This window comes from Methylobacillus caricis (genome assembly GCF_020532705.1).
GTDB lineage: Bacteria > Pseudomonadota > Gammaproteobacteria > Burkholderiales > Methylophilaceae > Methylobacillus > Methylobacillus caricis.
Window position 1 is genome coordinate 737,481 of the sequence record NZ_JAJAVD010000004.1, and the last position, 26,833, is coordinate 764,313.

A 26,833-nucleotide genomic window follows, 5' to 3' on the forward strand; every position below is an offset into this window, starting at 1 on the left:
GCTGCCTTACTTCCGCGTCCCGGTGAGTAGTACCCAGCTATCCATGAAAACAGGTGGGTTCATGTTGAACCATTCGGCATAGATGGCCGAAACCTGTTCAGTCTGCTCACGCAAGATGCCGGAAAGTGCAATCCTGCCACCTTGCCTGCTTGCACTTGCCAAGGCAGGAGCAAGCACGGATAAGGCGCTGGAAAGAATATTGGCTACCACCACGTCAAACTGTCCGGATGGCAATTTGTCAGCCATAAAGAAATCAGCGCTGACATTATTCTGTGAGGCATTGTAGTCACTGGACTGTATAGCCTGTGCGTCAATATCGACGCCTATCACTTTAGCTGCGCCCAGCTTGCTGGCGGCAATGGCCAGGATGCCTGAGCCGCAACCGTAGTCGAGCACGGTCTCACCAGATTGTATGGTATCGGCGAGCCAAGCCAGACATAGGTGAGTGGTGGGATGGCTACCGGTGCCGAAGGCCAGGCCTGGGTCCAGCACGATATTAAGCGCTTCGGCGTTGGGAGCATCATGCCAGGAGGGGACAATCCACAGGTCGTCGCGGATGCGGATAGGCTCGAATTGTGATTGCGTGGCACGTACCCAGTCCTGCTCCTCAATCTTTTCCGTGGTATAGCTCAGGTCCCGTAAGCCGATAGCTCCGCGCAAGACTTCCAGCACAGCTGCAATATCTGCATTCTCATCAAACAGCGCGCTGACAACGTTTTGCTGCCAGATGCCCGGTGGTGGATCACCCGGCTCACCAAAAATCGGCTGTTCATCGGGTGTTTCAGCATTGGCATCCTCGATAATGGCAGAAAGCGCACCGAGTTCCATCAAGGCATCACTTAGCTGGTCGGCATTATTGTCATGTGCCTCGATTTTAAGTGAGATCCACGCCATTACTTGGTCGCTATACCGAGCTTGTGTTCCAGATAATGAATACTGGTCCCGCCTTGGTGGAATGCGGCATCTGCCAGCAGTTCCTTGTGCAGGGCGACATTGGTCTTGATGCCTTCAATGACCATTTCAGACAGTGCAATCTGCATGCGGGCGATCGCTTGTTGGCGGGTATCACCGTAGGCGATCAGCTTGCCTATCATGGAGTCATAATTGGGCGGCACCATGTAACCTTGGTAGGCATGAGTATCAACCCGGATACCAGGGCCGCCAGGCATGTGGAACGTGGTGATGCGACCTGGCGATGGCACAAAATTGAACGGGTCTTCCGCGTTGATGCGGCACTCGATTGAGTGTCCAGAGAGCTTGATGTCTTTCTGGCTGAAGCTCAATTTCTGGTTGGCTGCAATCAGTATCTGCTGTTGCACGATATCAATACCAGTGATCATCTCAGTCACAGGATGTTCCACCTGAACACGGGTATTCATTTCAATGAAGTAGAACTCACCGTTTTCATAGAGGAACTCGAAAGTACCGGCGCCACGATAATTGATGCGTTTGCAGGCCTCGGCACATGCGGTGCCGATCTTTTCACGCATTTTTGGGGTGATGCCGAAAGCCGGCGCCTCTTCCAATACCTTCTGGTGGCGTCTTTGCATCGAGCAGTCGCGCTCACCAAGATAGACAGCATTACCCTGCTGGTCAGCCAGTACCTGGATTTCAATATGGCGTGGCTGCTCCAGGAATTTCTCCATGTATACCACGGGATTGCCAAAAGCAGCCTGGGCTTCAGCCTTGGTCATGCTGACAGAGGCCAATAGCGCAGCCTCGGTATGCACGACACGCATGCCCCGGCCACCGCCGCCGCCTGCGGCCTTGATGATTACCGGGTAGCCGATGGCCTTGGCGATACGCAAGACTTCATCCGGGTCTTCAGGCAGTGCACCTTCTGAACCGGGTACGCAAGGTACGCCAGCTGCTTTCATGGTGTCTTTGGCACTGACCTTGTCGCCCATGAGGCGAATGGTCTCGGCGCGTGGGCCGATGAATGCAAAACCACTTTGTTCCACACGTTCGGCAAAATCGGCGTTTTCCGAGAGGAAACCATAGCCAGGGTGGATGGCCTCAGCATCGGTGACTTCTGCGGCACTGATGACAGCAGGAATGTTGAGATAGCTTTGACCGGACGGGGCGGGGCCTATACATACAGACTCATCCGCGAGCTTGACGTATTTTGCTTCGCGGTCAGCTTCGGAATGTACGGCAACAGTCTTGATACCCAGTTCGCGGCAGGCGCGCTGGATACGCAGGGCGATTTCCCCACGGTTTGCAATGAGGACTTTATCGAACATGTAAACCCCTAGCCTATGATGAACAGCGGTTCGCCGTATTCGACGGGTTGGCCGTTCTCGACCAGAATAGCCTTGATCACGCCGGACTTGTCGGCTTCAATCTCGTTTAGCAGCTTCATGGCTTCAATGATACAAAGGGTATCACCTGCACTGACACTGCTGCCTACATCGACAAAAGACTTGGCATCTGGTGATGGCGCACGGTAGAAGGTTCCTACCATGGGTGATTTCACGACATGGCCTTCAATCGCAGCCGCCACAGGCTCGGCAGCAACTACTGGCGCCGCGGCCTGTGCAACAGGAGCGGCAGCAAGATAAGGCTGGGCAAATTGAACTGGGGCCTGTGCAAGGTGACGTGAAATGCGTACTTTTTCTTCGCCTTCGGTCAGTTCCAGCTCGGAGATGCCGGATTCCTCAACCAGGTCGATCAGTTTTTTCAGTTTGCGTAAATCCATGTTTAACCTCTAAAGATAGTTTGCCCGCTTATGCGCGGGTAATAGTGTTGATGGCGTAGTCGAGCGCCAATGAATATCCTTGAGCGCCCAAGCCACTGATCACACCGACAGCGATGTCAGAAAAATATGAATGGTGGCGAAAGGTCTCGCGTGTGTAGATATTCGAAAGATGGACCTCAATAAAGGGAACCTTCACGGCTGACACTGCATCGCGCAGGGCCACTGAAGTATGGGTAAAGGCTGCAGGGTTGATGATCAGGAAATCTACTGGATGTTTCGCCAATGCATGAATTTTCCCGATTAATTCGGCTTCATGGTTGCTTTGAAAAGTTTCCAGCAGGATGCCGGATTTTTGCGCCTGCTGTTTCAGGGACGCATCAATAGTTTCCAAAGTGGCTCTGCCATAGTGCTCTGGTTCGCGCAGACCCAGCAGGTTCAGGTTGGGGCCGTGCAGTACAAGAACGGAATTGGAAGAATGATCAGCCATTGAAGGGGGCTTTTGATAGCCAGTGTAACTTTGATGGCTGCAAGTTTGCCGTAATTTGGGGTATTTTGTCTAGCGGATTGACGAAATTTACGGAATTTGGCGTTTAGTTGTAGCTAGCCGGGAGATGTGGGTGTTTTGCTGAGCAAGGGCTGTAATGTTTCTTCCAGCAGAGCCTTGCTGATACGCCCGAAATAACTTTTCACGATTTTACCATCAGTGCCGATGATGACGGTATAGGGTACTACGCCTTTATCATTACCTAGTGATGCGCTGATTGCCATGCCTTCGCTGTCTGCTGCAAGCAATGGGTAATTTACCGGGGTATTGGCAGCAAATCCACGCATTTTTTCCGTATTATCCAAGGATATGCCAAGTACTTCCACGCCTTGGGCCTGGTATTGGGCATGGAGCTCTGAAAGTTCAGGCATTTCCTCACGGCAAGGGGCGCACCAGGTTGCCCAGAAATTCACCACCAGAAGCTTGCCTTGCCATTGGCTGGCAGCTTGTTGAGCCTGCTCAAGATCGGTAAAACTGCTCTGGAAAAATGTATTGGTAGAGGCATAGACTGTAACTGGCGGTGCCAGGCTTGGCTTGGTGGCAAAATTCTGTATCAGTAAACCTGCTGCCATCAGCCCTAGGGCGAGATAAACGAAGTGTTTCCTATCAAGGCGCTTAGTCATTGCTATTGTGAGCTTTCATTAAAGTTTGTTCGAATCGGCCTGCATCCTGGTAGCCAATGACTCTGGAATTGGGTATTTCCTGACCTTTGCCATTGAAGAAAATGATGCCGGGCGGGCCATACAGGCCAAAGCGCTTGAGTAGTGCCAGGTCGCTGGCATCGTTTTTGGTGACGTCTGCCTGTAACAAGACGATATTTTCCATGCGTGTGCGTATCTTGGGATCACTGAAAGTGAACTGCTCCATTTCCTTGCAGGCCACACACCAGTCGGCATAGAAATCCAGCATGACCAGTTTGTCTTGGTTTTGCTGTAATTGATGATCCAATTCAGCAATATCCTTGATGCGCTGAAATGGCAGGGAAGTTGTCCAGTGGTTAAAGCCACCCAAGCCTTCTAGGGGGCGCAATGGTGATTTTGCGCCCGAGGCAGCACCTACCACAAGGGTGGCACCCAGCAACAGCATGATGATGCCAATGCCTTTCCAGAACCTGGGCCAACGGCTTGCAGTTTCTGGCAAACGGTCCAGTGCCCGCATGAAAATGGCAGGCACTATCAGCAATGCCGCCCATAGCAATAGTTGCAGACTGGTGGGGATCAATGGGGAAATAATCCATACCGCTACTGCCAGCATGACGACACCAAAGAACTGTCTGACCGCATTCATCCATGGTCCGGCCTTGGGCAGGATAGCGCCAGCAGATGCGCCTATCAGCAGTAGTGGAACTCCCATGCCGATCGAAAGGGCAAACAGGGCCGTGCCCCCCAGAACAATATCCTGAGTCTGGCCTATATATACCAATGCTCCGGCCAGTGGGGCCGCCACACAAGGGCTCATGACCAGGGCTCCAAGCACACCCATTGCAAACACGCCGAGAAAGTGCCCAGCCTTGAATCGTTGGCTGGTATTCAACATGCGGGTTTCGAACCCCGCAGGCAATTTGATCTCATAAAAGCCGAACATGGAAAGTGCCAATAAGATAAAAATCAATGCACTTGTGCCAAGTACCCAGGCATTCTGCAAGGTGGCGCTCAGCAATTGCCCGGAAAGGCCAGCAGCCACGCCAGCAACGGTATAGCTGGCTGCCATGCCCAGTGTGTAAGCGAGAGAAAGGTTGAAACTATGCAGCCGCCCAGTTTTTTTGCTCCCGACAATAATGGCGGACAGGATGGGGATCATGGGAAGCACGCAGGGTGTCAGAGAAAGCAGTAGCCCAAAACCGAAAAATCCCAGAATGATCAGCCAAGTGTTGCCGCTGGCAAGCAACTGGGCGGATCCATCCTGTTCCGTTGGCGAACCTATGGGAATGCCAGCGGTCGGATGTGCAGCGTCAAGTTCAAACGTCTTGTTGATTGGTGGATAGCATAGGCCTTTTTCACTGCAGCCCTGATAGGTGGCGGTGATCTTGATCCCGTGGTTTGGTTTGTCATCCGCCTGTTTGGCCAAGGCCAGCTTGACTGAAGCGGCAAAGTCTTGGTGGAACACTTCGCTTTTTCCGAAGGTCGGGTCCTGCTTCCAGTCGCCTGAAGGCAGGGTCGGAGGCCCTATCTTGTGGTTATCCGGCTCAATCTTGAACTTGATTTTGTCTTTGTAGAGATAGTGCCCAGGCGCAACCTGGAAGTCCGCCTGCAGGGTATCGGCATTAATAAATTCGACCGAAAGCTTGAAAGCTTGCTCTGGAGGCAGAATATTATCTTCATTGTTGCCTACGAAGACACTGCGTCCTTTATTGATAAAGTCACTGAGCTGGCTGGAGCCAGGTTGCGGAAATGCAATGGCGGGGAGCAGTCCGGCCAGCAATAGCACTGGTAGCAGAAAAAAACGGTGTAATGCCGAGATCAAGCTTTGGTTTCCTGGTGTAGCCATGTGAGATAGGCTGGCAATCCGCCTGTGACTGGGACATGGATGATTTCCGGAAGTTCGTAAGGATGTAGTGCCTGGATTGCCTGTTCAACTGCTGGATAGTTGCGGGTAGTGGTTTTGATGATCAGGGGTATCTCCTGAGCATGTTCGATTTTCCCCTGCCAATGGTAGATGGAGGTGCAGGGTGCAAGCACGTTGACGCAGGCTGCCAGCTTGTGCGTAACCAGGTGTTCTGCAATTTTTTCAGCACTTTCACGGTCTGGCAGATTGGTCAGCACCAGGAGTGTATCGGTTGCTTCTAATGATGGAGATTGAGGTTTCATGCGTTTTCTGTTCCTTTTGTTGATTTTACTCGCTTTCCCTATTGCTGAGATATGGGTGTTGATCGAGCTTGCTGCGCGTTATGGCTGGCTGGTGCTGGCTTACCTGGTGTTGGTCGGGGTGCTGGGATGGCGCTTAATACAAGATGAAAAGCTGCTGATGCTGGGCCGTATGGCGCAAACCATCCAGGCCGGTGGCACGCCGATCAAAGCCTTGTTCGGGAGTGCAAAGAACCTGATTGCAGGTATCTTGTTGATATTGCCCGGCGTGATCAGTGATGCGATTGCGGTCATTCTGTTATTGATTCCTGCTGGTCCCAAAGTGCCTGCTGATGCTGCAAACGAGCCCGACTTCGTTTCACGTGAAACACGACAGCAAGACGCCGGAGGTGGTACAAGCAACCATGGCGGTGATGTGATCGAAGGGGAATACCGTCGCGAAGAGTAAGCCGCAAGGGGCATGGCTACGCTATGCTAGACTATTGCCCTTTGAAATCAGTGCCTGTTTGCATTAGGAATATTTCATGTCTTATCAAGTCATCATCAAGCCCAGCGACCGAGTGCTGACGGTAGAAACTGGCGATACAGTGCTGGATGCGGCTATTGATGCTGGTATCAATCTGCCGTATGGCTGTCGTAATGGCACTTGCGGAGCGTGCAAGGGGCAAGTATTGGCGGGAGATGTGAGTTATGGTGATTATTTTGAAAGCGCCTTGAGCGAGGACGAGAAGAAGACCGGCAAGGCCTTGTTCTGTTCCGCCCAGCCTTTGTCCGATCTGGTGATTGAGTGCCGGGAAGTGGCGGGTGAGGGTATTCCTCCGCGCATCATGCCTGTGCGGGTGGAAAAACTGGAAAAACTCTCACATGACGTCATGTGCATGACACTCAAGCTACCCAGCAATGAACGTATGCAGTTCATGGCTGGGCAATACATCGAGTTTCTGCTGAAAGATGGCAGGCGCAGGGCTTTTTCACTGGCCAATGCGCCTTATCATGATCGGTTCCTGGAGCTGCATATGCGATTGGTGCCTGGGGGCCAGTTCACGCATTATGTATTCAGCGAGATGCAGGAAAAAACCATACTGCGGCTGGAAGGGCCGTTTGGCACTTTCTATTTGCGCGAGGATAGCGAGCGGCCATTGATTTTTGTGGCAGGCGGTACTGGCTTTGCGCCAGTCAAGGCCATCATCGAGCATGCACTGCATCATGGGGTACAGCGCAAGATGATCTTGTATTGGGGCGCGCGTACTAAAGAAGATCTTTATATGCATGCACTGCCATTGCAATGGGAGGCAGAGCATCCGTTATTTGATTACATACCGGTCCTGTCAGACCCAGCCCCCGAGGATGGCTGGCAAGGCAGGACCGGGCTTGTGCATCATGCGGTGCTGGAAGATCATGCCGATCTTAGCGCTTATCAGGTTTATTGTTGTGGTGCCCCGCAGATGGTGGAAGTTGCACACCAGGATTTTCAAGAGCATGGCCTGCCGGAGCATGAGTTCTTCTCCGATGCTTTCACCTTCTCCAATCCTGTTGCCAAGGCGGCAACGCCTTAAACGACACGGCATTGCGCGGTTTGCCGTTACTTGTCTTCCTGGCAGAATTGCACGCTAAGACGGTAGTGGCGGTTGGCAGCTTCTGTTTCGCCGCGGCTCTCGAGCAAGCGAGCAAGCGTTAAATGGGTATTCGCATGGGGTTCAACACTAAGGCTGGCTTCTAGATAGCTCTGGGCCTTGCCCCACAGGTTGAGGCGTATGCACATCTTGCCTAGCGCCAGCAATAGCTTGGCATCCCCTTCATGGTGGAGTAGCCAGTGTTCCGCCTGTTGCAGTTGTTTGTGGGGGTTGGTGGTTGCACATTCGCCCAGCAGCCCAGCAAGGGTGCTATCCCAGTGCTTGGTCAGGCTCATTTCCAATATTTCGGCCGCTTGGTTGCCGGCGTTGAGCGCAATGAATGCTTCTGCTGCCATGGCAGCAATGCGGGAGTTCAGGCGATCCTCTTCCGGGACTTTTTTCCAGTAGGCCATCAGGCTATTCAGGTCGCCAGCATTGCGCTCGATCAGGTGTTGATGAGCCTGATGACGAATTTCGCGCGCTTGCCAGGACTCCATGCCGTCACGCTTTTCCAGATGCTGCAGAATGATCAGGACTTGCTCCCAGTTGTTCAAGCGCAGCTGGACCTTTAGTTCCAGGCGCAAGGCGGGGGCGAACTTGGGCTCAATTTTTTCTATTTTGTTCAATACGTTCAGGGCCTGGCTGTATTGCCTGTCATCCAGCAGCAGTTCGGCATTGAGCAGCAGCCGTGCCACGGCTGCATCTGGCGCCAGTCTTTCTGCCTCTGCCAGATAGTAGTCGCGTTGGCCTTTCTGCTTGAGCTTGTGTGATGCGCGGGCTGCAATCAGCGCAGTCAGGCTGGCATCCTCGCCCAGGTCCAGTGCTTTTGAGGCTGCTTTCTGTGCCGCCTGGTAACGACCTTCGCCAATGGCATGCAGCGATTCAAGCAAGGCAGCATGGCCTTGGCGGATACGCCGGTTTTCCTTGTAAATGCGTACATTCGCGGGCAGGTCACGTGCGTAGTTGATGAAACGCAGCAGCAGGTGCATGGAAACAAATGCCAGTATGACCAGTATCAGCAGCAGGTTTAGGGACAGCTCAAGCCGGTAAGGCGGACGCACAATGAGGACATAACCCTCATTGCTGCCTGCAAGCAGCGATACCCCTATGGCCATGGCCAGAATAAACAGGATCCAGATCAATAAACGCACTATTGGCCCCGCTCTGCATTGACGCGATCAGAAACGCGTTCCGAGTTATTGGAGCGTTCAAGTGTCAGTTTGTACTTACTGACCAGCCCCAGCGTTTCGCTGATATCAGGCACCTGAATCACGATATTGCTCGCAGACAGTTGTTTCAGCGTTGTGAGCGCGGTTGTGGTGGCGTTTTCACGCACGTCAAAATGTCCCCTGATCCATTTGTCAGCGGCGTCCAAGTCGGCGCGATAGGTATTTTCATCATGCTGCAGCAGCGCAATGCGCGCGGTCAGCAGGTGAAGTTTGATATTCTCGCGCAAGAAGAATGTCTGGTCAGGAGCCAGCAGGGGTGGTTCGGCACGGTCAATCCGTTCCAGCCGAATCATTTGCTTCAGGTCTTCCCAGATTTCCCGAGCCAGTTTGCGTATCTGGTTTTCCTCATCCAGCCTGACCTCAGGTTGCAAGGGTTTGGGGTGGCGGTCACTGACCAGTGGCAGGGTATCAATGCTTTCAGTCAGGTTTTCCAGCTTGAGGCTCATGCCGATGACATCAACCTGTGGCAGCTCCTGTAAGCGCTGGATATCCTTGGCAATGGCCTTGCGCAACTGTATGGCCAAAGGGGAGTTTATATGTTGAAGGCGGGAATCCGCGGTTTGTAATGCCAGCAATGCCGGCTTGATGTTGGCTGCCAATTGCAGTTGCTGATTGGCGATAGTGAGCAGCTGTTCTACTTCGGCAATCACCCGCTCGTCGTAGTTATTGACCAGCTCAAGATACAAGGTTTGCAAGGACTCTTGCTGATCGCGTGATTCAGCAAGCTGTTGCTCGAGCTTGATAATGCGTACATTGGATTCCGTACTGCGCTCATCGGCATTTTTGGCCAATGCCAGGCTTTGCTGATTATTGCTGCTGAACTGCTCCAGGCGTTGGGTCAGCGATTGTTCCAGATCATTGAAGCGATGGCGTGTATTGAGCCATTGCCATGCCAGTATCACCAATGCAAGCAATACCAGGACGAATGCGACCACAGCGAAGAACGAAGGTTTTTTCATCGTCGCTGATGATGGTGTGGCAGCAGGTGGTGTGCTGGCAGTATTAGGCTCTGAAGAGGGTTGTTCAGTCATATTGGGCTAACTTTACTTAAACATTGCAGCATGGCATCGTCTCCTGGGGCCTCGGCTACTAAGACCCGCAGGCCTTGGGCCCTGGGTAACTCGGCGATTCTGGCGTGATTGACGCAGATGGCGACGTCTTGTATCCATTGGTCCTGACCGTTGTTCGTCATATCCAGCAGATGGCGCATGGCTTCACTGCTGGTGACAACGACAGTGTCCAGATGCCCATTTTGCCACAGAGCGGACAAAATGCCTGCATCCGTTTGCGGGTTGATGCGGCGGTAACATTCTGCAAAAGTGACATGGGCCCCGCGCTCACGCAAAGTATCGGCCATTAGCTCACGACCGCCCACCCCGCGCGCAATCCAGATTCCTTGACCCGCGACATACTGCATTTCGGGCAATGCCAGCAGGGCTTCGCTGTCAAAGCGCTGTTCGGGCTGCAGGATGTTGGTTACGCCATATTGCTGCAGTTCGTGAGCGGTCACCGGGCCGATCGCAGCAAACTGCAAGCCGGCGGGCACTGGGGTGTAGCGCGCCTGTATCCTCGGCATGGCATTCTGCACCGCATTGGAACTGATGAAAATGATCCAGTCCTGTTGCGGCAAGAGCTCAAGCTGTTGCTCGAAATGGCGGTAATCCGCCAGCGGCGCGATGGCAATCAGCGGGAAGGGAATGGCATGGCCCCCGGCAGCTTCTATCAAGGTGGTCAGCCGATGGGCCTGGCCTTGCGGCCTTGTAATAGCAATGTGACGATGCTGCAAGTCAGCCATGCGTTGCCAGTGCGGCAAGGATACGATCTGCCCCACGAGCAATGAGCTTTTGTGCCAATACCTGGCCCAGGGCCTCAGGGGCTTCCACCGGGCCTTCTGCCTGCTCGCGCAATAGCTCACGGCCGTCTACGCTTGCCACGAAGCCTGTCATTGTCAGGATCTTGCCATGCTGTTCAGCATAAGCTCCCAATGGTACCTGGCAGCTTCCGGCAAGGGCGCGGCTCATGCCGCGCTCCGCTTCCACGCAGGCGGCAGTCTGGGCATGATTCAATGGCGCCAGTACGGCCAACAAGTCCTGTCGGGCCGCATTGATTTCTATGCCCAACGCACCCTGGCCAACGGCAGGGATGCTTTGTGTGGTGTCTATGGGTTGGCGGATGCGCTGTTCCAGCCCCAATCGCTTGAGTCCGGCAGCAGCGAGGATAATGGCGGCATATTGGCCCTCATCCAGTTTGCGCAAGCGGGTCTGTAGATTGCCGCGAAGGGACTCTATCCTGACGTGCGGCAGCCTTGCCTGCAGCTGGCTCTGGCGGCGCAGGCTTGAAGTGCCGACTATGCTGCCGGCAGGCAGTTCTTCCAGGCTGGCGTACTCATTGGAAACAAATGCATCCCGGGGGTCTTCACGCTCTCCAATCGCTGCGAGCGTGAAGCCATCGGGCAGGTGCATGGGCACATCCTTCATTGAGTGTACGGCAAGATCGGCTCTGCCATCTGCCAATGCCTGTTCCAGCTCCTTGACGAAAAGTCCCTTGCCACCTATGCGTGCCAGTGGAGAATCCAGTATCTGGTCACCCGTTGTAGTCATGCCCAGGATTTCAATGATGGCATCTGGATAAAGTTCCTGCAGGCGGTTTTGTATATGCTTGGCTTGCCACATGGCAAGTGCGCTTTCACGCGAGGCAATGACCAGTTTTTTTGGTGGAGTCATAAGGATGTCGGCAGGTCCAGCTAAAGAATAATGGCTAAGTGCGTAATTCTAGCATAGCGGCTAGCCAGCCTAGCGTGATGCCAGCTCACGCAACACATGATACTGGCGACGGCTGACCGCTATGGTTTCAGGGATATCCCTGAGCAGGGCATGCCAGCCGTTCTCGCCGTCAATTTCGCGTTTTTCATAGCCTAGTATGCTGTCTTTTGCCACCAGGCAATTACGATGCAGGCGAAGGAACGTATCACCCAGTTCCTGTTCAAGCGAGATTAATGAGTCTTCAAGCAGGTATTCATGTTCGCGGGTTTTGACGGTGATGTATTTGAGTTCGGCTCTCAGGTAAATCACGTCGCTGACTGGTACCAGGATTACCCGGCCACGTTCATTGATGCTGAAGTGCGAGCGCCTGTGCTGCAGGGGCTTGAGCGCCGCCAATTGGGCGGGCAGTAGGGCGCGCGCCTTGCCAAGTGCCGTGACAAGCCTTTCCTGCCGGATTGGCTTGAGCAGGTAATCGACTGCGCTCATCTCAAATGCCTTCACCGCATAGCCGTCAAATGCGGTGGTGAAAATAATGGCCGGCGGCATGGCCAGTTTCTGCGCATGCTCCGCTGCCTCTATCCCATCCATTTCCGGCATGCGGATATCCAGCAAAAGGACTTGTGGGTTGCATTGCTGTGCAAGGTCCAATGCCTCCTTGCCGTTTCTTGCTTCACCTACCAGCTTGATATGCGGAATATCAGAGAGTAACTCGCGCAGGCGATTCCTGGCGGGGGTTTCATCGTCGGCAATCAGTACGGTCAAGCATGCGTCACTCATGTGCTTTGGCCTCCGTGATATGGCAGCGTGATATGGACTTCATAATATGTTTTTGCTGTGGTGGTATCCAGGCTGGCTTCGGCGTCAAAATGCAGCTGCAGGCGTTCGCGGATATTGTTGAGCGCCATGCGGTTGCCTTGATGATGATTGCCGGGAGGCTGATAGGGATTGTTCAGTACGATGTGCAGCTGCTTGCGGTTATTGTAGATCCTGATGGTAATGGTGCCGCCCTTGGGGATGGGCTCGATACCGTGATATACCGCGTTTTCCAGCAGGGGCTGCAATATCAGCGGGGGGATCAGCGCATCCGGGGGCATGGTGTCTATTTGCCAATCTATGCGCAGCCTGTCATCCAGCCGCAGCTTCTCCAGGGCCAGGTATTGGCGGCTTAATGCCAGTTCCTGTGCCAGCGGTACCAGTTCACGGTTATCTGCCATCAGCACCCGGAACAAGTCTGCCATATCCATGAGTGCGGTCTCAGCTTGTTTGGGCTCGCTGCGGACAATGGAAAGCACGGCATTGATGCTATTGAAGAGGAAATGCGGGCGTATCCTGGCTTGTAAAGCCTGCAGCCGGGCTTCTGTCACAGCGGGGGAAAGGGCGCGCTGGCGCAGGTTGAGATAACCGAGTACGGCAAGCGTGATAAAAAGACTGATCAGCCACGTGCGAGGCAGGCTGTCGAGACTGTCCGGGCCGAGCAGGTTTTGCGCCAGCAGGTGTGCCAATGTGCTTAATACGAGGATGCCCACCACGATCAGCAAGGCGCTGGCAGGATATGTCAACCGTCTGAGCAAGGGACTCACGCCATATAGCAATAGCAGACTGGACAGCAGCACGGGCTGAAGGAAAGCGGAAAGCCTGGTGAAGACGGGGATGGTGTCAGCCACTGATTTGCTGGCCACCAGGCACGCAAACAGTCCAATCAGGTTTACCAGTATCAGGATGCGCAGACAAACCCCCAGGTTGCGCAGGTCTGGCAACTTGGCGGAATAAGCAGTGTTTTGCTTTATAATAGCCATATTTAGCGCAATATCATTCCCCGTGATTTCATCACGCAACATCATGACAGAGAAGTCGACGATTTTGAAAGAAAACCCATCTAAAACCTGGTCCGGCCGTTTTAATGAACCCGTGGCAGAGCTGGTCAAGAAATATACCGCATCAGTCAGTTTTGACCAGCGTCTTGCCGAGTTTGATATACAAGGCTCGCTGGCGCACGCACGCATGTTGGGCGCACAGGGGATTATCAGCGAGGAAGATGTATCGCGCATTGAACAAGGCCTGGCAGAAATCCTGCAAGAAATCCGCGAGGGTCAATTTGAGTGGTTGCTGGATCTGGAAGACGTACACCTGAATATCGAAAAACGCCTGACAGACAAGATCGGAGACGCAGGTAAGCGCTTGCATACCGGGCGTTCGCGCAATGACCAAGTGGCGACCGATATCCGCTTGTGGCTGCGTGCAGCTGCAGATGATGCCATCATCCATATTCGTAAATTACAGTTGTCTATAGTGGATCTGGCCGAAGAGCATTTTGATACAGTCATGCCTGGCTTTACCCATTTACAGGTTGCCCAGCCAGTTACCTTTGGGCATCACTTGCTGGCTTATTTTGAAATGCTGCAGCGAGATGCCGAACGTTTTGCCGATGCGCGCAAGCGCATCAACCGTTTGCCGCTGGGAGCTGCTGCATTGGCTGGTACCAGCTATCCGATAGACCGGGAGCGCGTGGCACGCGAATTGGGTTTTGATGCGGTATGTGAGAATTCGCTGGATGCGGTTTCCGATCGTGACTTTGCCATTGAGTTCACGGCCGCTGCCGCCTTGCTGATGACCCATCTCTCTCGCTTCTCTGAAGAGCTGATTCTCTGGTCAAGCCCTCGTTTTGGCTTTATCGATATTGCGGACCGCTTCTGTACCGGTTCTTCCATCATGCCGCAGAAGAAAAATCCTGACGTACCTGAACTGGTGCGTGGTAAAACCGGTCGCGTAAATGGGCATCTGGTCGCCTTGCTGACTTTGATGAAAAGCCAGCCCTTGGCATATAACAAGGATAACCAGGAAGATAAAGAGCCCCTGTTTGATACGGTTGACACTCTCTTGGTCACGCTGGAAATCTATGCAGACATGTTGCGCGGTATCCGTGTCAACAAGCCAGCCATGCGCCTGGCCGCAGCAGAAGGTTTTGCAACGGCGACTGATCTTGCGGATTACTTGGTGAAAAAAGGCACTCCTTTCCGTGATGCCCACGAAGTAGTGGCGCTGGCGGTGCGTCATGCGGTGGAAAAAGGCTGTGATCTATCCGACTTGCCTTTGGCCGAGTTGCAGACTTTCAGCCCGCAGATTGCAGAAGACGTTTACGCAGTGCTGACGCTGGAAGGTTCACTGGCAAGCCGTAACCATCGTGGCGGTACAGCTCCCGTACAGGTGAAACAGGCGATTGCCAGGGCAAGGCAGCTGCTTGCCTGAGGAATGGATTGATTCCTTGATTAACAAACCTGCAGGCGTTCATTGGTGCGCAGGTTTTCTATGGATGCTCATTGGCAAATAATCTCGCCAGTGGTTATTGGCTATGTAGTTGAGGCGCCGATGACACGGTTCCGGCCACTGTTCTTGGCTTGATAGAGTGCTTTGTCAGTGCGGCCGATCACCGCATCCGCATCCTCTCCCGAAAGGCGTTCTGCAACCCCGGCGCTAAACGTAATCAATATCCGGTTATTCTCGTGCATGAAGAAATTCCGTGTGAGTTCGCGCTGTGCACGGGTGATGACGCTGATGGCGTCTTTTTCAGAGGTTCCCGGCAACAGGATAATGAACTCCTCGCCACCATAACGCGCAATCACATCTGTGGTCCGTAGTGACTCCTTGATAACTGCCGCCAGATGGGCCAGTGCCTGGTCGCCCGTAGCATGGCCCATGTTGTCATTAATCTGCTTGAAATGATCAATATCCATCATGGCAATGCTGAGCGGCATGCCAAAACGGTCAGCACGACTGAATTCCCGTGCCAAGGCTTCATCCATGCCGCGGCGATTCAGCGTGCCCGTCAAGTAGTCTTCATGAGCGATTTCATTGATATGGTCGAGCTGGAGCGTCAATTCGTAGATCTGTTTTTCCGCTTCGCGCACCTTGGCTTCTGCATCGACGATCTCTTCGCGCGAGCGCTGCGTTACCACGCTGATAATGCGAGTGTCTTCCAGCAGCTTGCTAAGTATCTGGTTCAAATCCTGGATTGCATCACTATGGCTGATTTCATCTTGATAACCCTCAAGCTTGGCCTGGTATTCTCCAGTTGCATCGGTGAGTTCCGATAGCTGCGTGACAAAGATAGAAGCCATCTTCTTCAATGTTTTCTTGGCTTCGATCAGGCCCGGCTTGAGCTGCCCCTGCATGAATATCAATTCTTTCAGCGTGCATTCGGCTTTGGTGAGCGATTCGATATTCAGTGGGTTGGATAGAATTTCCTGTATAGCCGCGGTGGGACCCTGCAGCCACTTGTCTTCAAGCAACAAGGCTTCCATGCTTACCAGAAGCAGGCGTAATAGTTGAAGCAAATGCAATTGCAGCTGGCTTTGGTTATCCAGCTGCATTTCCAGGGTAAATAAAATGGACTTGAGTGTTTCTTCAAGCTTGAGGATATCGTGGCGCGCATCTGCCTGCCTTGCCTGCGAGAGCAATTCGCGCGCACGTGCTTCTACTTCTGGAATGTCCTTCAGCTGGGGAATGACGACCAGCTCCAGGGTTTTGACGAGCATATTGCGCCATAGCTCAATCAGGTCCAGGTTGCTGTTCAGATCCAGGTGGTATGCAGTGGGAAGTCCTGCTTCAGGCAAGGCTGTACTGGAAAACAGCCGACGTAGCACACTTTCCAGTTCAGCCCAGTTCTGTTCTTCAATCTGGAAGATGATGGAACGTACAGTCTCATGATGTGGGTGTTGTGTGCCTATTTCTTCCAACACTTTGCCTAGAAGTTTGCTGACGCTCTGTGACTCAGCTTCGAGATTCTCTTTGTTCCCGTCGATTGCGTTATATACCTTGCGGTAGTTCTCGGGAGTAGGTTCTATCCGGCTTTTTGCGAGCTGAATCAGGGTTTGTCGTGCAATTTCAACGGATTTATTATGATGATCCATATCTGACCCGAATTTTATTATGTGGGGTTTTATAAGCACTTAATTGGCAAGCAATGCTGATTGCCTGAAAAACGCAGGGGCAGCCTAATTTTTTTGCCCACGCTTCCTATTATTCTGCATTGTAATACAGAGATTGTCCCACAAATGGAAATGTCATGAAAAATTCGAGAGGCTGGTCTTTTAATCCAGGAACAGTTGCAGCAGCTCATTGAGGAAGCGCTGGCCGAGTATGGTTGGTGCGATGTGAGTGGGAGTGACGGCCAGCAGTCCCTTGTCCACAGCAAGTTCGAGTTGGCGATTAATGATGTTCAGGGGCAGTCCGGTACGCGCCTGAAATAAATCAGTGTCGAATCCGCCCGTGAGGCGCAGGGCATTCATCATGAACTCAAATGGCAGTTCATCGGTGGAGATGGTCCAGGTATTTTCCACCGCCTGGCCGCGTGCAGCGTGTTCCAGGTAGCGCTTGGGGTGTTTGTGCCTGCTTTCACGCGTGATGCGGTCATGAAAGCTTAATTTGCTGTGCGCGCCCGCGCCTATCCCCAGATAATCCCCAAACAGCCAGTAGTTCTGGTTGTGCCTGCATTGTTTGCCAGGTTGGGCAAAGGCGGAGGTTTCATAGTGCTGGTAGCCATGTCCTGCTAACACTTCCTCTATGGCCTCTTGCATGGCGGCGCTGGTGTCGTCGTCCGGCAATGCGGGCGGCGTGCGATGAAATGGGGTATTGGGCTCCAAGGTCAGGTGATAAAACGAGAGATGGGCAGGCTGCAAGCTGCAGGCACGATAGGCATCGGCCAGCGCATCCTGCATGGTTTGGCCGGGTAATGCGTACATCACATCCAGATTCACTGCATCAAATGTCTGCAATGCGAGTTCGGCAGCGGCGATAGCTTGCTGTTCGTCATGAATGCGCCCCAGTTTTCCAAGGTAGTCGCTATTGAAGCTCTGGATCCCCAGCGACAGGCGGTTGATACCGGCAGCGCGGTATCCCTTGAAATATGCGGCATCGACAGTGCCGGGATTGGCTTCCAGTGTGATTTCCGCGTTGTGCGCCAGTGGCACCAGTGCACGCACATTGCTGAGGATGCGATCTATGGCTTCATCCGAGAAGATGCTGGGGGTGCCGCCACCAAAGAAAATACTGTGGACTTTCCTGCCCCAGATGCGAGGCACCGACTGTTCCAGGTCTGCTATCAGCGCATCTACATATGCTGCTTCAGGGATTTCCGTGCGTGACTCATGTGAATTGAAATCGCAATAAGGGCATTTACGGACACACCATGGAATATGGATATAGAGCGAGAGCGGCGGGGAGTGTTGCAGGCCCGAAGCCGTGACTTCACCTGCAACAGGTGCCAAGCCGGACGGCTCTTCAATCTTCGCTATGTTGATGATGTTGCTGATAAGGGTTCACCAGTTCATCCACCAGGCGGTGCAATGCTTGGCGCATCTGAGCTTCGGAGACTTCCATGAGCAGGCCGTCTTCCAGGGCATCCTGGGTAATTTGCTTGATTTCGTCAAAATTCTCGGTCATGACTTTGACCTTTTCCGTACAAGAGACAACGCTGCCGTCATCGCGTACCCATTTTGGCCACTTGTCGCTCATCAGGCCAGCCTTTCCAGTTGATGGAGTAGCTTGGCCATTGCATGCCCGCGGTGACTGATGCGGTTCTTGATTTCGGCAGGCAGTTCGGCGGCAGTCTGGCCGGTTTTGGCATCCAGAAACAGCGGGTCGTAACCAAAGCCGCCTTCTCCCTTGGCTTCAGCCAGAATCTCGCCCTGCCATATACCTTCTGCAATCAGTGGCTGTGGGTCATCGGCATGGCGTACCAAGACCATCACGCAATAATAATGCGCATGACGGTCTTCCTGGCCTTCCAGGCTTTGCAGCAGTTTTGCATTATTATGCGCATCGGATCTGGGTTCGCCTGCATAGCGTGCAGAATGTACACCCGGTGCGCCTTGCAGGGCATTGACGCAAATGCCCGAATCGTCTGCAAGGGCAGGCAGGCCTGTATGGCGGCTGGCATGGCGCGCCTTGGTCAGGGCGTTCTCGATAAATGTGACATAAGGCTCTTCCGCCTCCGGGACATTGAATGCGGATTGTGGCAGCACTTCAATATCCAAGGCATGCAGCAAGGCCTGGAGTTCCTTCAACTTTCCTTGGTTGCTGCTGGCAATGACCAGTTTGTTGAACGGCATGGCCATGTTATATCCCCAGCACACTTTTCTGCTTGGCCAGCAATTCGCGGATGCCGACTTCAGCCAGCGCCACCATGCCGTTCATGGCGTCGCGCTGGAAGGGCTCGCCTTCGGCAGTACCCTGGATTTCAACAAAACCGCCTTTGCCTGTCATGACAATATTCATGTCGGTATCGCAACCTGAATCTTCAATATAGTCAAGATCAAGCACAGGTGTTCCTTTATAGATGCCTACGGAAATGGCGGCTACCGCATCCTTGAGCGGGGATTCCTTGATCAGGCCCTTGCCCAGCAGGTAGGAAACCGCGTCATGCAGGGCGACATAGGCACCGGTGATGCTGGCAGTGCGCGTGCCTCCATCGGCCTGGATCACGTCACAGTCGACATGCACGGTTCGCTCACCCAGTTTGTCCAGGTCAATAATGGCACGCAGGCTACGCCCGATCAGGCGCTGGATTTCCTGTGTACGGCCGGATTGCTTGCCTCGGGCGGCTTCCCTGTCCATGCGACTGCCGGTGGAGCGGGGCAACATGCCGTATTCCGCAGTGACCCATCCCTGGTTCTTGCCACGCAGAAACCCAGGTACTTTTTCTTCCACGCTTGCGGTGCAAAGTACATGGGTGTCACCAAACTTCACCAGAACAGAGCCTTCGGCATGCTTTGTGTAATGACGGACGAGTTCAACCTCACGAAGCTGGTTGGCGGCACGATGACTGGGACGCATGGAATTTCCTGGCACTTAAAACAACTATTATAAGCGATCAGAATAATCGATTTGCTTAATTTTCCGAGCGGCACTGATTTTGCGGGCAGGGTATGCTGCGAAATACCAGGATCAACGTTTGCTGCGGTTGATGGCTACTTGGATTTCAGCAATTGCACGATCAATATCATCATCGGTCAAGTCGGCTATCTGATGCGCATGGTCATGATTGTCTACATCTTGTGCCGTGAGTGGGCTCATGATGGTATTTGCATTTTCCAGTGGCATATGCAGCGTGGAAATGGTCAATGCATCCTCAAGCGCATTTCCCCATTGCATGCCAGCGGCGCTGATATTGTCACTGTTATCGCCGCCCAACCGTTCAGCAACATCAATCAGGCTGGGAATATTCACGTTGATACCCATGCCATTGTTGAGTATGTCCAGAATGCGCTCGTCACTGAGGTATCCCCATAATCCATCAGAGCAAAGCAAAACGATGTCACCCTGGCGTAAAGCACGGGTTTTGCTGATTTCTATGGTGGGTGGCGTCTCGCCGCCCAGGCAGTTATATATTTTGTTGCGATCAGGGTGTCTGGCGATCTCTTCCGGTTGAACCAGTCCCTGTTTCAGCATCATCTGGATGATTGAGTGGTCTTCTGTACGGTAAAGCAGTTGACGCTGGCGGATATGATAAAGCCTGGAGTCGCCGACATGGGCGCAATACAGTATGTCATCCTGCACAATGCCTGCCACTATTGTAGTTTTGGGAATTTCCTCAAGCGATTTTTGCTTGGCGAGATGATGGATGGCCTCGTGGATTTTCTGGATTTGCATGCGCAGAAATTGATCGGGGTCCTGCAAATTGGGTATTGCCATCTGCTGAAAGGCAGCAGTCAAGGTCTTGACGGCAAGTTGGGCTGCCATATCGCCATGACTGTATCCTCCCATGCCATCGGCGACCACCATCAGTAATGCATTTTTACTGTATGAGTAGGCCAGCCGGTCCTGGTTGTATCTCCGGCCGCCTCTGCGACTGCTTTGGTGGATGGTGAATTTCATGACAGTTATCTCCCGATTCTGGCGATGCTTGGCTTACTTGAACATCGCTCTCAATTGATGCAGCCATCCGGGCTTTCCCGGTATGGGCTGCTGCTCCATCAGGGCTTTTTGTAACGCAAACAAACTTTGTGGGCGTTGTAAATGATCCAGGGCCATGCAGCTATCGATGACTTTAAGCAGATGGCTGGAATAAATACCCTTACCGGTTTTGGTTGCGGGAGGCAAAAGGTCTTTTTTGAGCCGTATATCTGCTGCCAATGGCGCCGACTGCATCAGGCAGGCATACATGCTCGCTCCTATGCTGTATACATCGCTCCATGGCCCCAGGTGTTTGCGTTCACCATATTGCTCAGGTGCTGCAAAGCCTGGCGTATAACTTGGCGGCAAGGGAGACGGTGTCTCGCTGAGCGCTTGACGTGCCGAGCCAAAGTCCAGCAATACCGGCGAACCATCCAGCCTGATATAGATATTGGCCGGCTTGATATCCAAATGCAGCAGTTTTTGTGTATGTACCTCGCGCAAGCCATTCAGCAGTTGCCCAAATACCCGGCGTATCACGATTTCTGCCATTGGCGCTTCCTGGGACAGGATGTGTTCTTGCAGCGATTTGCCACGCTCGTAATGCATCACCATGTAGACGGTGTCATTGGCACGGAAAAAGTTGAGTACCCTCACAATATTCTTGTGCTCGATATTGGCCAGTGCCCGGCCTTCTTCAAAAAAGCATTTGAGGCCAAAGCGAAAACCGGTGGAGGCTTCTTCAGAGGGAAGCTTGACTTGCACGCCCTCCTGGCGCAAGGCCAGGGTGTTGGGAAGGTATTCCTTGATGGCCACTGTCCCATGTGTTTCGAGGTCGCGGGCAATATAGACGAAGCTGAAACCGCCTGCACTCAGGAGTTTTCTGATCTCATAACCCTGGAGGTGATACCCTGTCGGGAGGGCCAGATTTTGGTTGGCTTGCATGCTGGATTGGTCGATGGCCACTAAACTTTCGCCAGCTATTCTGTCATGAATCCCCCGGGATTTGATACCATGGGCCAAATTTAATCAGGAACGTTTATCACCATGATTTTCAGTATGACCGGCTATGCTTCGCTGGAACGCGAGGTGGCAAGCGGTGTTTTGCTGTTGGAGCTACGCTCGGTAAACCACAGATATCTCGAATTGCACCTGAAGCTGGACGACAATGTGCGCATGTTTGAACCACAGGTGCGTGAGCTGATCAGCGCCCGTCTGGGGCGTGGCAAGGTGGAATGCCGCATCAGCCTGATGCAGCGTAATTCCGACCAGCGCCAGGCGCAGTTGGACGACAATGTCCTGCAGCAACTGGCGCAGATGACGGTGAGTGTGCAGCGCCATTTCCCGGAAAGCCGTCCCCTGAGCGTCGCCGATATCCTGCGCTGGCCAGGTGTGATGCTGAGTGATGCAGCAGATCATGAGGCGTTGGCCGAGGCCATCAAGGAAAGCCTGATGCAGGCATTGCAAGATATGACTGGATCACGTGCGCGAGAGGGGATCAAGCTCAAGGCGCTGATACACTCCCGCCTGGCGGAAATGGAGGTGCTGGTGGCCCAGGTACGGCCCTTGCTGCCTGCTCAGTTGAAAGTCTACCAGGAGCGTTTATCCGCCAAGTTGCAGGAGGCGCTCAAGTCTGTTGATGAGGAGCGCGTGCGTCAGGAACTCACGATTTTTGCCCAGCGTATCGATGTGGATGAGGAGCTGAGCCGCCTGGGGGCACACATTGAAGAGGTCAAGCGCATTCTGGAGGCAGGCAGCCCTGCTGGCAAGCGCCTGGACTTCCTGATGCAGGAGCTGAACCGGGAAGCCAATACACTGGGGGCCAAGTCAGTTTCTACCGAGGTTTCACAGGTATCCATGGCTCTCAAGCTCTTGATAGAGCAAATGCGCGAGCAGATTCAGAACATCGAGTAATCGTCAGCCCATAAAATATGCGTCCCTGCCAATATGCTTATCTGGCGGGACTAGACATTCATTTCAAACGATCCGGAATATTAATGCGCGATTTTCGATACTCATTTTTTGTGACATTTGTCTGCCTTGGGCTGGCTGCACTCTGGGGATACGAGCTGAAGGGCAGCATTGCCGGCATCTGGCCTGCACTCAGTGTGGCCTTGATCCTGGGGATTATGGAAGTGAGTCTCTCTTTTGATAATGCAGTGGTGAATGCCTCCATTCTCAAGGAAATGGACGAGAAATGGCGACATATATTCCTGACTGTAGGGATACTGATCGCCGTATTTGGCGTGCGATTACTGTTTCCCTTGCTGCTGGTGGCCGTGGCAACCGGACAGGGCTTATTTGATGTTGTGCATATGGCTATCAACAATCCTGTGCTTTATGCAGATTATCTGGATGATGGGCATACGGCCATTGCGGCGTTTGGTGGTTCTTTCCTGTTTCTGGTATTCCTCAGTTTCATTTTTGACTCAGGCAAGGAGTTGCACTGGCTAGGGCGTATGGAGGCCGCGTTAGGAAGGCTGGGACGCATGGAGTCCATCAGTATAGTGGTGATCCTGCTGATCTTGCTTGCGTTGCAGAATTTCCTGCCCATCTCGCAGGAGGAGCGGCTGACGATCTTGCTGTCGGGATTATGCGGAGTGGTGTTGTATGTGTTGATCGATAGCATGGGCAGCTTTTTCTCTTCCCAGGCGGAAGGAGATGCGATTGCCAAAACCGCCAAGCGCAATGGTGCGATGGGTTTTCTCTACCTGGAAATCCTGGATGCCTCGTTCTCGTTTGATGGAGTGATCGGTGCGTTTGCCATTACCCGCGATGTGGTGATCATCATGCTGGGGTTAACCATAGGCGCTATGTTCGTGCGCTCCCTGACCGTGCGGCTGGTTTACAAGGGAACGCTGGATAATTATGTATTCCTCGAGCATGGTGCGCATTACGCCATAGGCGTGCTGGGGCTGGTGATGTTCTATTCAATTTACCAGCATGTGCCAGAGGTGATCACGGGCCTGATAGGAGTAGTATTTATTGTGGCGGCCTTGTTGTCGTCCATACGCTATAAGCGCAAGATTGCGCTGTAAGCGTGCTTTCTAGATATGTAACGATGGACAAGTCATGATGGGTAATCTTTTTATCATTACGGCACCTTCGGGGGCTGGTAAAACTTCCTTGGTCGGTGCATTGCTGGATGCCGATGAGCACGTCAAGTTATCGGTTTCCCACACTACGCGTCAGCCTCGGCCGGGCGAAATGGATGGCGTGCATTATTATTTTGTGGATGAACCGGTATTCATCGAGATGCTCAATCATGGGGATTTTCTTGAAAGTGCCCAGGTTCATGGCGCACACTATGGCACTTCGCAATCTACGGTCAATCGTGTGTTGACATCAGGCTGTGACCTAGTGCTCGAGATTGACTGGCAGGGCGCCCAGCAGGTCAGGCAGCAATATCCCGATGCCATCAGTATTTTTATCCTGCCACCGTCAATTGAGGCACTGGAGCAGCGCCTCAATAATCGCGGACAGGACAGTGCAGAGGTGATCCAACGCAGGCTGGCTGCTGCCAAGGAAGAGATGAGCCACGTTGCCGAGTTTGACTATGTTACAATCAACGACAGATTCGAACATGCGCTGGAAGACCTTCGCGCAATTATCCGCACGCAGAGATTGAAGCGTGACAAACAGCTGGCCAGGCACCAGGCAATGGTGCAGGGCCTGCTGTAATTCTCTTCAGCTCTCGGTGCGTAAACCCTAAAGTATTCAGGAGAACCCCGTAAAATGGCACGTATTACCGTTGATGACTGTCTGGAAAAAATTCCAAATCGCTTCCAGCTTACCCTTGTTGCTGCATATCGTGCACGCCAGCTGGCTAATGGATCTGAACCGCTGGTGAATGTGCATGGTCACAAGGATAAGCCGACAGTATTGGCGTTGCGTGAAATTGCTGCCAACAAGGTTGGCCTGGAAGTGCTCAATCGCGGACATGCCTGATTCGCCGGCGTTGCATAACGCTTAATAGTCTGGTTGTGCAATCGGCCCACGATATGTGGGCCGAGTTGGCGAGAGTTTTTGTTAGTAACTATTCATAATTTATGCCTAAAACCGCTGCCAAACGACCAGCAGAAACCGTTTCACCAGCCCCTTTGCTGCCAGCCGATAGCGAAGAATCTCGACTCACCCTGCGTTTGCGGGAATATCTCAAGCAAGAAGACATAGAACAAATCTGGGCGGCTTATCGCTTCAGTGCTGCTGCCCATGAAGGACAGGTGCGACGCAGCGGCGAGCCGTATGTCATCCATCCTGTCAGTGTTGCCGGCATACTGGCTGACCTCCACCTGGATCCGCCAACGCTGATTGCTGCCTTGCTGCATGATGTGGTTGAAGACACGGGGGTCACCAAACAGGAAATCAGTGATCAATTTGGCAAGCAGGTGGCCGAGTTGGTCGACGGCTTGTCCAAACTGGACAAGATTGAGTTCCAGAGCGCCACTCAGGCACAGGCAGAGAATTTCCGCAAGATGCTGCTGGCCATGTCGCAGGATGTGCGCGTCATCCTGGTGAAGCTTGCCGACCGCCTGCACAACATGAGCACGCTGGATGTGATGAAGCCGGAAAAGCAGAAACGCATCGCGCGCGAGACGCTGGATATCTATGCGCCCATTGCCAACCGACTGGGCCTGAACGAGATTTACCAGACACTGGAAGACCTGAGCTTCAAGTTTCTTTACCCCATGCGTTACCGCGTGATTTCCAAGGCCGTGATGGCGGCACGCGGCAATCGCAAGGAGGTAGTGGGCAAGATCCTTGATTCCATCCGCCAGCGCTTGCAGGAAAGCCATATAGAGGCAGATGTGACTGGTCGGGAGAAGCATCTCTACAGTATTTACAAAAAGATGACGGGCAAGACCGTTACTTTCTCGCAGATTTACGATATTTACGGGTTCAGGGTGATCGTGAGAGACCTGCCAACCTGTTATTACGCGCTAGGCGTGCTGCATAGCCTCTATAAACCCATTCCAGGCAAGTTCAAGGACTATATTGCCATTCCCAAGGCCAATGGCTACCAGTCGCTGCATACCACCTTGTTCGGCCCGTTTGGTACGCCGATCGAGGTGCAGATACGCAGCAGTGAAATGCACAATATCGCCGATGCCGGCGTGGCCGCCCATTGGCTTTACAAAACAACGGATGCCCATCTGACAGCACTGCAGCAGCAAACACACCAATGGTTGCAGCGCCTGCTTGATATCCAAAGTGAAAGTGCGGACTCACTAGAATTCCTGGAGCACTTCAAGGTGGACCTGTTCCCGGACGAGGTGTATGTTTTCACGCCTAAGGGCACCATCATGGCTCTGCCCAAGGGCGCGACCGCAGTGGATTTTGCCTATGCAGTACATACAGATATCGGCAATCGCTGCGTGGCGGTCAAGATCAACCAGGAATTGGCTCCACTACGTACCGAGCTGCACAATGGCGACCATGTGGAAATTATTACCGCGGCTCATGCCCATCCTAATCCGGCCTGGCTTAACTATGTGCTGACCGGCAAGGCCCGGGCGCATATACGCCATTACCTCAAATCCATGCAGTCAACTGAATCCGCATTGCTAGGCGAGCGTATGCTCAATCAGGCATTGCGAGCGCTTCACGCTAATCCTGCAGCCATTGATGACACGGCATGGCAGCGCCTGGTGCGGGATTATGGTGCCAAGAGCAAAGATGAAATCCTGGCTGATGTGGGGCTGGGCAAGCGCTTGAATGTCATGGTAGCGCACCAGCTGATGGCGCAGGCTGGCCAGCAGGATGTGGTTGATAGCAATCACAAGCCTGCGGCCAAAGTGCTGGATACCATCACTATCCGTGGTTCTGAAGGCATGGCGGTGCAGTTCGCCCAATGTTGCCGTCCGATACCTGGTGACCCCATTCTGGGCTTCATCAACAAGGACAAGGGCTTGGTCATTCACACGCATGATTGTCCGGCGATACGTAAATTCCGTCTTGATCCTGATAAATGGCTGGATGTGGAATGGGATCCGCAAGGCCACAGGTTGTATAAAGTCAGTCTCAAGCTGGTGGTGGCCAATCGGAGGGGCATGCTGGCCAAGATTGCTTCCGGCATCGCAGAGGCTGGCTCAAACATTGATAATGTCAGCATGGAAGAAGCGGATAACAGCACCTATACCAATATGAATTTCACGGTACAGGTGGAAAATCGTGTACACCTGGCTGAGCTTATGCGGCGCCTGCGCAAGATCCCTGATGTTGTCAGGATCAATCGCGTCAAGGGCTCAGGCAATGAGCAGCGTATCCAATAACAAAAGACATTTTTACATTCAG

At 53.1% G+C, this 26,833-nt stretch carries 28 protein-coding genes; 8 read left to right on the forward strand and 20 right to left on the reverse strand.

The features are described from left to right. Positions 1-6: 6 nt before the first annotated feature. From prmA to cutA, 7 genes are all read right to left on the reverse strand, one after another. Complete coding sequence (gene prmA / locus LG200_RS13770; RefSeq protein ID WP_226758196.1) at positions 7-894, reverse strand: 50S ribosomal protein L11 methyltransferase; 888 nt, start codon at positions 892-894, stop codon at positions 7-9. Next, entirely contained in the window at positions 894-2,243 is a 1,350-nt protein-coding gene (gene accC / locus LG200_RS13775; protein ID WP_226758197.1) for an acetyl-CoA carboxylase biotin carboxylase subunit, read from the reverse strand. The genes prmA and accC overlap by 1 nt, the downstream gene beginning before the upstream one ends. An 8-nt stretch (positions 2,244-2,251) precedes the next feature. After that, positions 2,252-2,698, reverse strand: a complete 447-nt coding sequence (gene accB / locus LG200_RS13780; RefSeq protein WP_226758198.1) for an acetyl-CoA carboxylase biotin carboxyl carrier protein — start codon at positions 2,696-2,698, stop codon at positions 2,252-2,254. A gap of 28 nt (positions 2,699-2,726) precedes the next feature. After that, positions 2,727-3,185, reverse strand: coding sequence for a type II 3-dehydroquinate dehydratase (gene aroQ / locus LG200_RS13785; RefSeq protein WP_226758199.1), 459 nt, complete (start codon positions 3,183-3,185; stop codon positions 2,727-2,729). Between the two features lie 113 nt (positions 3,186-3,298). Next, positions 3,299-3,865 (reverse strand): TlpA family protein disulfide reductase, encoded by a 567-nt coding sequence (locus tag LG200_RS13790; RefSeq protein ID WP_226758200.1) that lies wholly within the window; start codon positions 3,863-3,865, stop codon positions 3,299-3,301. Further along, the gene (gene dsbD, locus LG200_RS13795; RefSeq protein WP_226758201.1) at positions 3,858-5,705 is read right to left on the reverse strand and encodes a protein-disulfide reductase DsbD; all 1,848 of its coding nucleotides are present in this window, start codon (positions 5,703-5,705) and stop codon (positions 3,858-3,860) included. The genes LG200_RS13790 and dsbD overlap by 8 nt, the downstream gene beginning before the upstream one ends. Next, complete coding sequence (gene cutA, locus LG200_RS13800; RefSeq protein WP_226758202.1) at positions 5,702-6,049, reverse strand: divalent-cation tolerance protein CutA; 348 nt, start codon at positions 6,047-6,049, stop codon at positions 5,702-5,704. Before cutA ends, dsbD begins: the two co-directional genes overlap by 4 nt. Here cutA and LG200_RS13805 point away from each other — a divergent pair. Continuing rightward, positions 6,048-6,494 (forward strand): FxsA family protein, encoded by a 447-nt coding sequence (locus LG200_RS13805; RefSeq protein ID WP_226758203.1) that lies wholly within the window; start codon positions 6,048-6,050, stop codon positions 6,492-6,494. The genes cutA and LG200_RS13805 overlap by 2 nt on opposite strands. Before the next feature lie 76 nt (positions 6,495-6,570). Continuing rightward, on the forward strand, positions 6,571-7,602 hold the full coding sequence (locus LG200_RS13810) for a CDP-6-deoxy-delta-3,4-glucoseen reductase (protein WP_226758204.1): 1,032 nt from the start codon (positions 6,571-6,573) through the stop codon (positions 7,600-7,602). 26 nt (positions 7,603-7,628) lie between these two features. Here LG200_RS13810 and LG200_RS13815 read toward each other — a convergent pair whose 3' ends face one another. From LG200_RS13815 to LG200_RS13840, 6 genes are all read right to left on the reverse strand, one after another. Next, on the reverse strand, positions 7,629-8,810 hold the full coding sequence (locus tag LG200_RS13815) for a heme biosynthesis HemY N-terminal domain-containing protein (protein ID WP_226758205.1): 1,182 nt from the start codon (positions 8,808-8,810) through the stop codon (positions 7,629-7,631). After that, entirely contained in the window at positions 8,810-9,919 is a 1,110-nt protein-coding gene (locus LG200_RS13820) for a uroporphyrinogen-III C-methyltransferase (RefSeq protein WP_226758206.1), read from the reverse strand. The genes LG200_RS13815 and LG200_RS13820 overlap by 1 nt, the downstream gene beginning before the upstream one ends. Continuing rightward, on the reverse strand, positions 9,916-10,683 hold the full coding sequence (locus tag LG200_RS13825; RefSeq protein ID WP_226758207.1) for a uroporphyrinogen-III synthase: 768 nt from the start codon (positions 10,681-10,683) through the stop codon (positions 9,916-9,918). Before LG200_RS13825 ends, LG200_RS13820 begins: the two co-directional genes overlap by 4 nt. Continuing rightward, positions 10,676-11,611, reverse strand: a complete 936-nt coding sequence (hemC, locus tag LG200_RS13830) for a hydroxymethylbilane synthase (RefSeq protein WP_226758208.1) — start codon at positions 11,609-11,611, stop codon at positions 10,676-10,678. The genes LG200_RS13825 and hemC overlap by 8 nt, the downstream gene beginning before the upstream one ends. Before the next feature lie 69 nt (positions 11,612-11,680). Continuing rightward, entirely contained in the window at positions 11,681-12,427 is a 747-nt protein-coding gene (locus tag LG200_RS13835) for a LytR/AlgR family response regulator transcription factor (protein WP_226758209.1), read from the reverse strand. Continuing rightward, entirely contained in the window at positions 12,424-13,446 is a 1,023-nt protein-coding gene (locus LG200_RS13840; protein WP_226758210.1) for a sensor histidine kinase, read from the reverse strand. Before LG200_RS13840 ends, LG200_RS13835 begins: the two co-directional genes overlap by 4 nt. 43 nt (positions 13,447-13,489) lie before the next feature. Between LG200_RS13840 and argH the strand changes: the two genes are divergently transcribed. Then, positions 13,490-14,896: an argininosuccinate lyase gene (gene argH, locus LG200_RS13845; protein ID WP_226758211.1), complete on the forward strand. Its 1,407-nt coding sequence runs from the start codon at positions 13,490-13,492 to the stop codon at positions 14,894-14,896. A 101-nt stretch (positions 14,897-14,997) separates the two neighbouring features. Here the strand turns inward: argH and LG200_RS13850 are convergent, their stop codons facing one another. From LG200_RS13850 to LG200_RS13880, 7 genes are all read right to left on the reverse strand, one after another. Next, complete coding sequence (locus tag LG200_RS13850) at positions 14,998-16,557, reverse strand: GGDEF domain-containing protein (protein ID WP_226758212.1); 1,560 nt, start codon at positions 16,555-16,557, stop codon at positions 14,998-15,000. A gap of 180 nt (positions 16,558-16,737) precedes the next feature. Beyond that, the gene (gene hemW, locus LG200_RS13855) at positions 16,738-17,913 is read right to left on the reverse strand and encodes a radical SAM family heme chaperone HemW (protein WP_226758213.1); all 1,176 of its coding nucleotides are present in this window, start codon (positions 17,911-17,913) and stop codon (positions 16,738-16,740) included. 13 nt (positions 17,914-17,926) lie between these two features. After that, positions 17,927-18,160, reverse strand: a complete 234-nt coding sequence (locus LG200_RS13860) for a hypothetical protein (protein ID WP_226758214.1) — start codon at positions 18,158-18,160, stop codon at positions 17,927-17,929. After that, entirely contained in the window at positions 18,160-18,762 is a 603-nt protein-coding gene (gene rdgB, locus LG200_RS13865) for an RdgB/HAM1 family non-canonical purine NTP pyrophosphatase (protein ID WP_226758215.1), read from the reverse strand. The genes LG200_RS13860 and rdgB overlap by 1 nt, the downstream gene beginning before the upstream one ends. A gap of 1 nt (position 18,763) precedes the next feature. Beyond that, on the reverse strand, positions 18,764-19,480 hold the full coding sequence (rph, locus tag LG200_RS13870; protein ID WP_226758216.1) for a ribonuclease PH: 717 nt from the start codon (positions 19,478-19,480) through the stop codon (positions 18,764-18,766). Positions 19,481-19,591: 111 nt separating this feature from the next. Beyond that, the gene (locus LG200_RS13875; RefSeq protein WP_226758217.1) at positions 19,592-20,521 is read right to left on the reverse strand and encodes a PP2C family protein-serine/threonine phosphatase; all 930 of its coding nucleotides are present in this window, start codon (positions 20,519-20,521) and stop codon (positions 19,592-19,594) included. Positions 20,522-20,554: 33 nt separating this feature from the next. Beyond that, complete coding sequence (locus tag LG200_RS13880) at positions 20,555-21,484, reverse strand: serine/threonine protein kinase (protein ID WP_226758266.1); 930 nt, start codon at positions 21,482-21,484, stop codon at positions 20,555-20,557. A gap of 102 nt (positions 21,485-21,586) precedes the next feature. Between LG200_RS13880 and LG200_RS13885 the strand changes: the two genes are divergently transcribed. The 5 genes from LG200_RS13885 to LG200_RS13905 all read left to right on the forward strand — a co-directional run bounded on the left by LG200_RS13885 (position 21,587) and on the right by LG200_RS13905 (position 26,811). Then, complete coding sequence (locus LG200_RS13885; protein WP_226758218.1) at positions 21,587-22,453, forward strand: YicC/YloC family endoribonuclease; 867 nt, start codon at positions 21,587-21,589, stop codon at positions 22,451-22,453. Positions 22,454-22,536: 83 nt separating this feature from the next. Beyond that, a complete protein-coding gene (locus LG200_RS13890) occupies positions 22,537-23,577 on the forward strand; it encodes a DUF475 domain-containing protein (RefSeq protein ID WP_226758219.1) in 1,041 nt (346 codons plus the stop codon). Between the two features lie 34 nt (positions 23,578-23,611). Then, the gene (gene gmk / locus LG200_RS13895; protein WP_226758220.1) at positions 23,612-24,220 is read left to right on the forward strand and encodes a guanylate kinase; all 609 of its coding nucleotides are present in this window, start codon (positions 23,612-23,614) and stop codon (positions 24,218-24,220) included. Between the two features lie 54 nt (positions 24,221-24,274). Next, positions 24,275-24,487 carry a DNA-directed RNA polymerase subunit omega gene (gene rpoZ / locus LG200_RS13900; RefSeq protein WP_226758221.1) on the forward strand — a complete coding sequence of 71 codons (213 nt, stop codon included), beginning with the start codon at positions 24,275-24,277 and terminating at the stop codon, positions 24,485-24,487. Positions 24,488-24,588: 101 nt separating this feature from the next. Further along, positions 24,589-26,811 (forward strand): RelA/SpoT family protein, encoded by a 2,223-nt coding sequence (locus tag LG200_RS13905; protein ID WP_226758222.1) that lies wholly within the window; start codon positions 24,589-24,591, stop codon positions 26,809-26,811. Positions 26,812-26,833 lie beyond the last annotated feature (22 nt).

Bases quoted from the DNA above. Each gene is read 5' to 3' on its own strand.
- aroQ (WP_226758199.1), bottom strand. From the start codon at position 3,185: ATGGCTGATCATTCTTCCAATTCCGTTCTTGTACTGCACGGCCCCAAC.
- LG200_RS13835 (WP_226758209.1), bottom strand. From the start codon at position 12,427: ATGAGTGACGCATGCTTGACCGTACTGATTGCCGACGATGAAACCCCC.
- prmA (WP_226758196.1), bottom strand. From the start codon at position 894: ATGGCGTGGATCTCACTTAAAATCGAGGCACATGACAATAATGCCGAC.
- LG200_RS13850 (WP_226758212.1), bottom strand. From the start codon at position 16,557: ATGGATCATCATAATAAATCCGTTGAAATTGCACGACAAACCCTGATT.
- LG200_RS13860 (WP_226758214.1), bottom strand. From the start codon at position 18,160: ATGAGCGACAAGTGGCCAAAATGGGTACGCGATGACGGCAGCGTTGTC.
- accC (WP_226758197.1), bottom strand. From the start codon at position 2,243: ATGTTCGATAAAGTCCTCATTGCAAACCGTGGGGAAATCGCCCTGCGT.
- LG200_RS13885 (WP_226758218.1), top strand. From the start codon at position 21,587: ATGATTTTCAGTATGACCGGCTATGCTTCGCTGGAACGCGAGGTGGCA.
- hemC (WP_226758208.1), bottom strand. From the start codon at position 11,611: ATGACTCCACCAAAAAAACTGGTCATTGCCTCGCGTGAAAGCGCACTT.
- gmk (WP_226758220.1), top strand. From the start codon at position 23,612: ATGATGGGTAATCTTTTTATCATTACGGCACCTTCGGGGGCTGGTAAA.
- accB (WP_226758198.1), bottom strand. From the start codon at position 2,698: ATGGATTTACGCAAACTGAAAAAACTGATCGACCTGGTTGAGGAATCC.
- rdgB (WP_226758215.1), bottom strand. From the start codon at position 18,762: ATGGCCATGCCGTTCAACAAACTGGTCATTGCCAGCAGCAACCAAGGA.
- LG200_RS13825 (WP_226758207.1), bottom strand. From the start codon at position 10,683: ATGGCTGACTTGCAGCATCGTCACATTGCTATTACAAGGCCGCAAGGC.
- LG200_RS13810 (WP_226758204.1), top strand. From the start codon at position 6,571: ATGTCTTATCAAGTCATCATCAAGCCCAGCGACCGAGTGCTGACGGTA.
- argH (WP_226758211.1), top strand. From the start codon at position 13,490: ATGACAGAGAAGTCGACGATTTTGAAAGAAAACCCATCTAAAACCTGG.
- LG200_RS13790 (WP_226758200.1), bottom strand. From the start codon at position 3,865: ATGACTAAGCGCCTTGATAGGAAACACTTCGTTTATCTCGCCCTAGGG.
- LG200_RS13890 (WP_226758219.1), top strand. From the start codon at position 22,537: ATGCGCGATTTTCGATACTCATTTTTTGTGACATTTGTCTGCCTTGGG.
- LG200_RS13805 (WP_226758203.1), top strand. From the start codon at position 6,048: ATGCGTTTTCTGTTCCTTTTGTTGATTTTACTCGCTTTCCCTATTGCT.
- LG200_RS13820 (WP_226758206.1), bottom strand. From the start codon at position 9,919: ATGACTGAACAACCCTCTTCAGAGCCTAATACTGCCAGCACACCACCT.
- LG200_RS13905 (WP_226758222.1), top strand. From the start codon at position 24,589: ATGCCTAAAACCGCTGCCAAACGACCAGCAGAAACCGTTTCACCAGCC.
- LG200_RS13880 (WP_226758266.1), bottom strand. From the start codon at position 21,484: ATGCAAGCCAACCAAAATCTGGCCCTCCCGACAGGGTATCACCTCCAG.
- rpoZ (WP_226758221.1), top strand. From the start codon at position 24,275: ATGGCACGTATTACCGTTGATGACTGTCTGGAAAAAATTCCAAATCGC.
- rph (WP_226758216.1), bottom strand. From the start codon at position 19,480: ATGCGTCCCAGTCATCGTGCCGCCAACCAGCTTCGTGAGGTTGAACTC.
- LG200_RS13840 (WP_226758210.1), bottom strand. From the start codon at position 13,446: ATGGCTATTATAAAGCAAAACACTGCTTATTCCGCCAAGTTGCCAGAC.
- cutA (WP_226758202.1), bottom strand. From the start codon at position 6,049: ATGAAACCTCAATCTCCATCATTAGAAGCAACCGATACACTCCTGGTG.
- LG200_RS13875 (WP_226758217.1), bottom strand. From the start codon at position 20,521: ATGAAATTCACCATCCACCAAAGCAGTCGCAGAGGCGGCCGGAGATAC.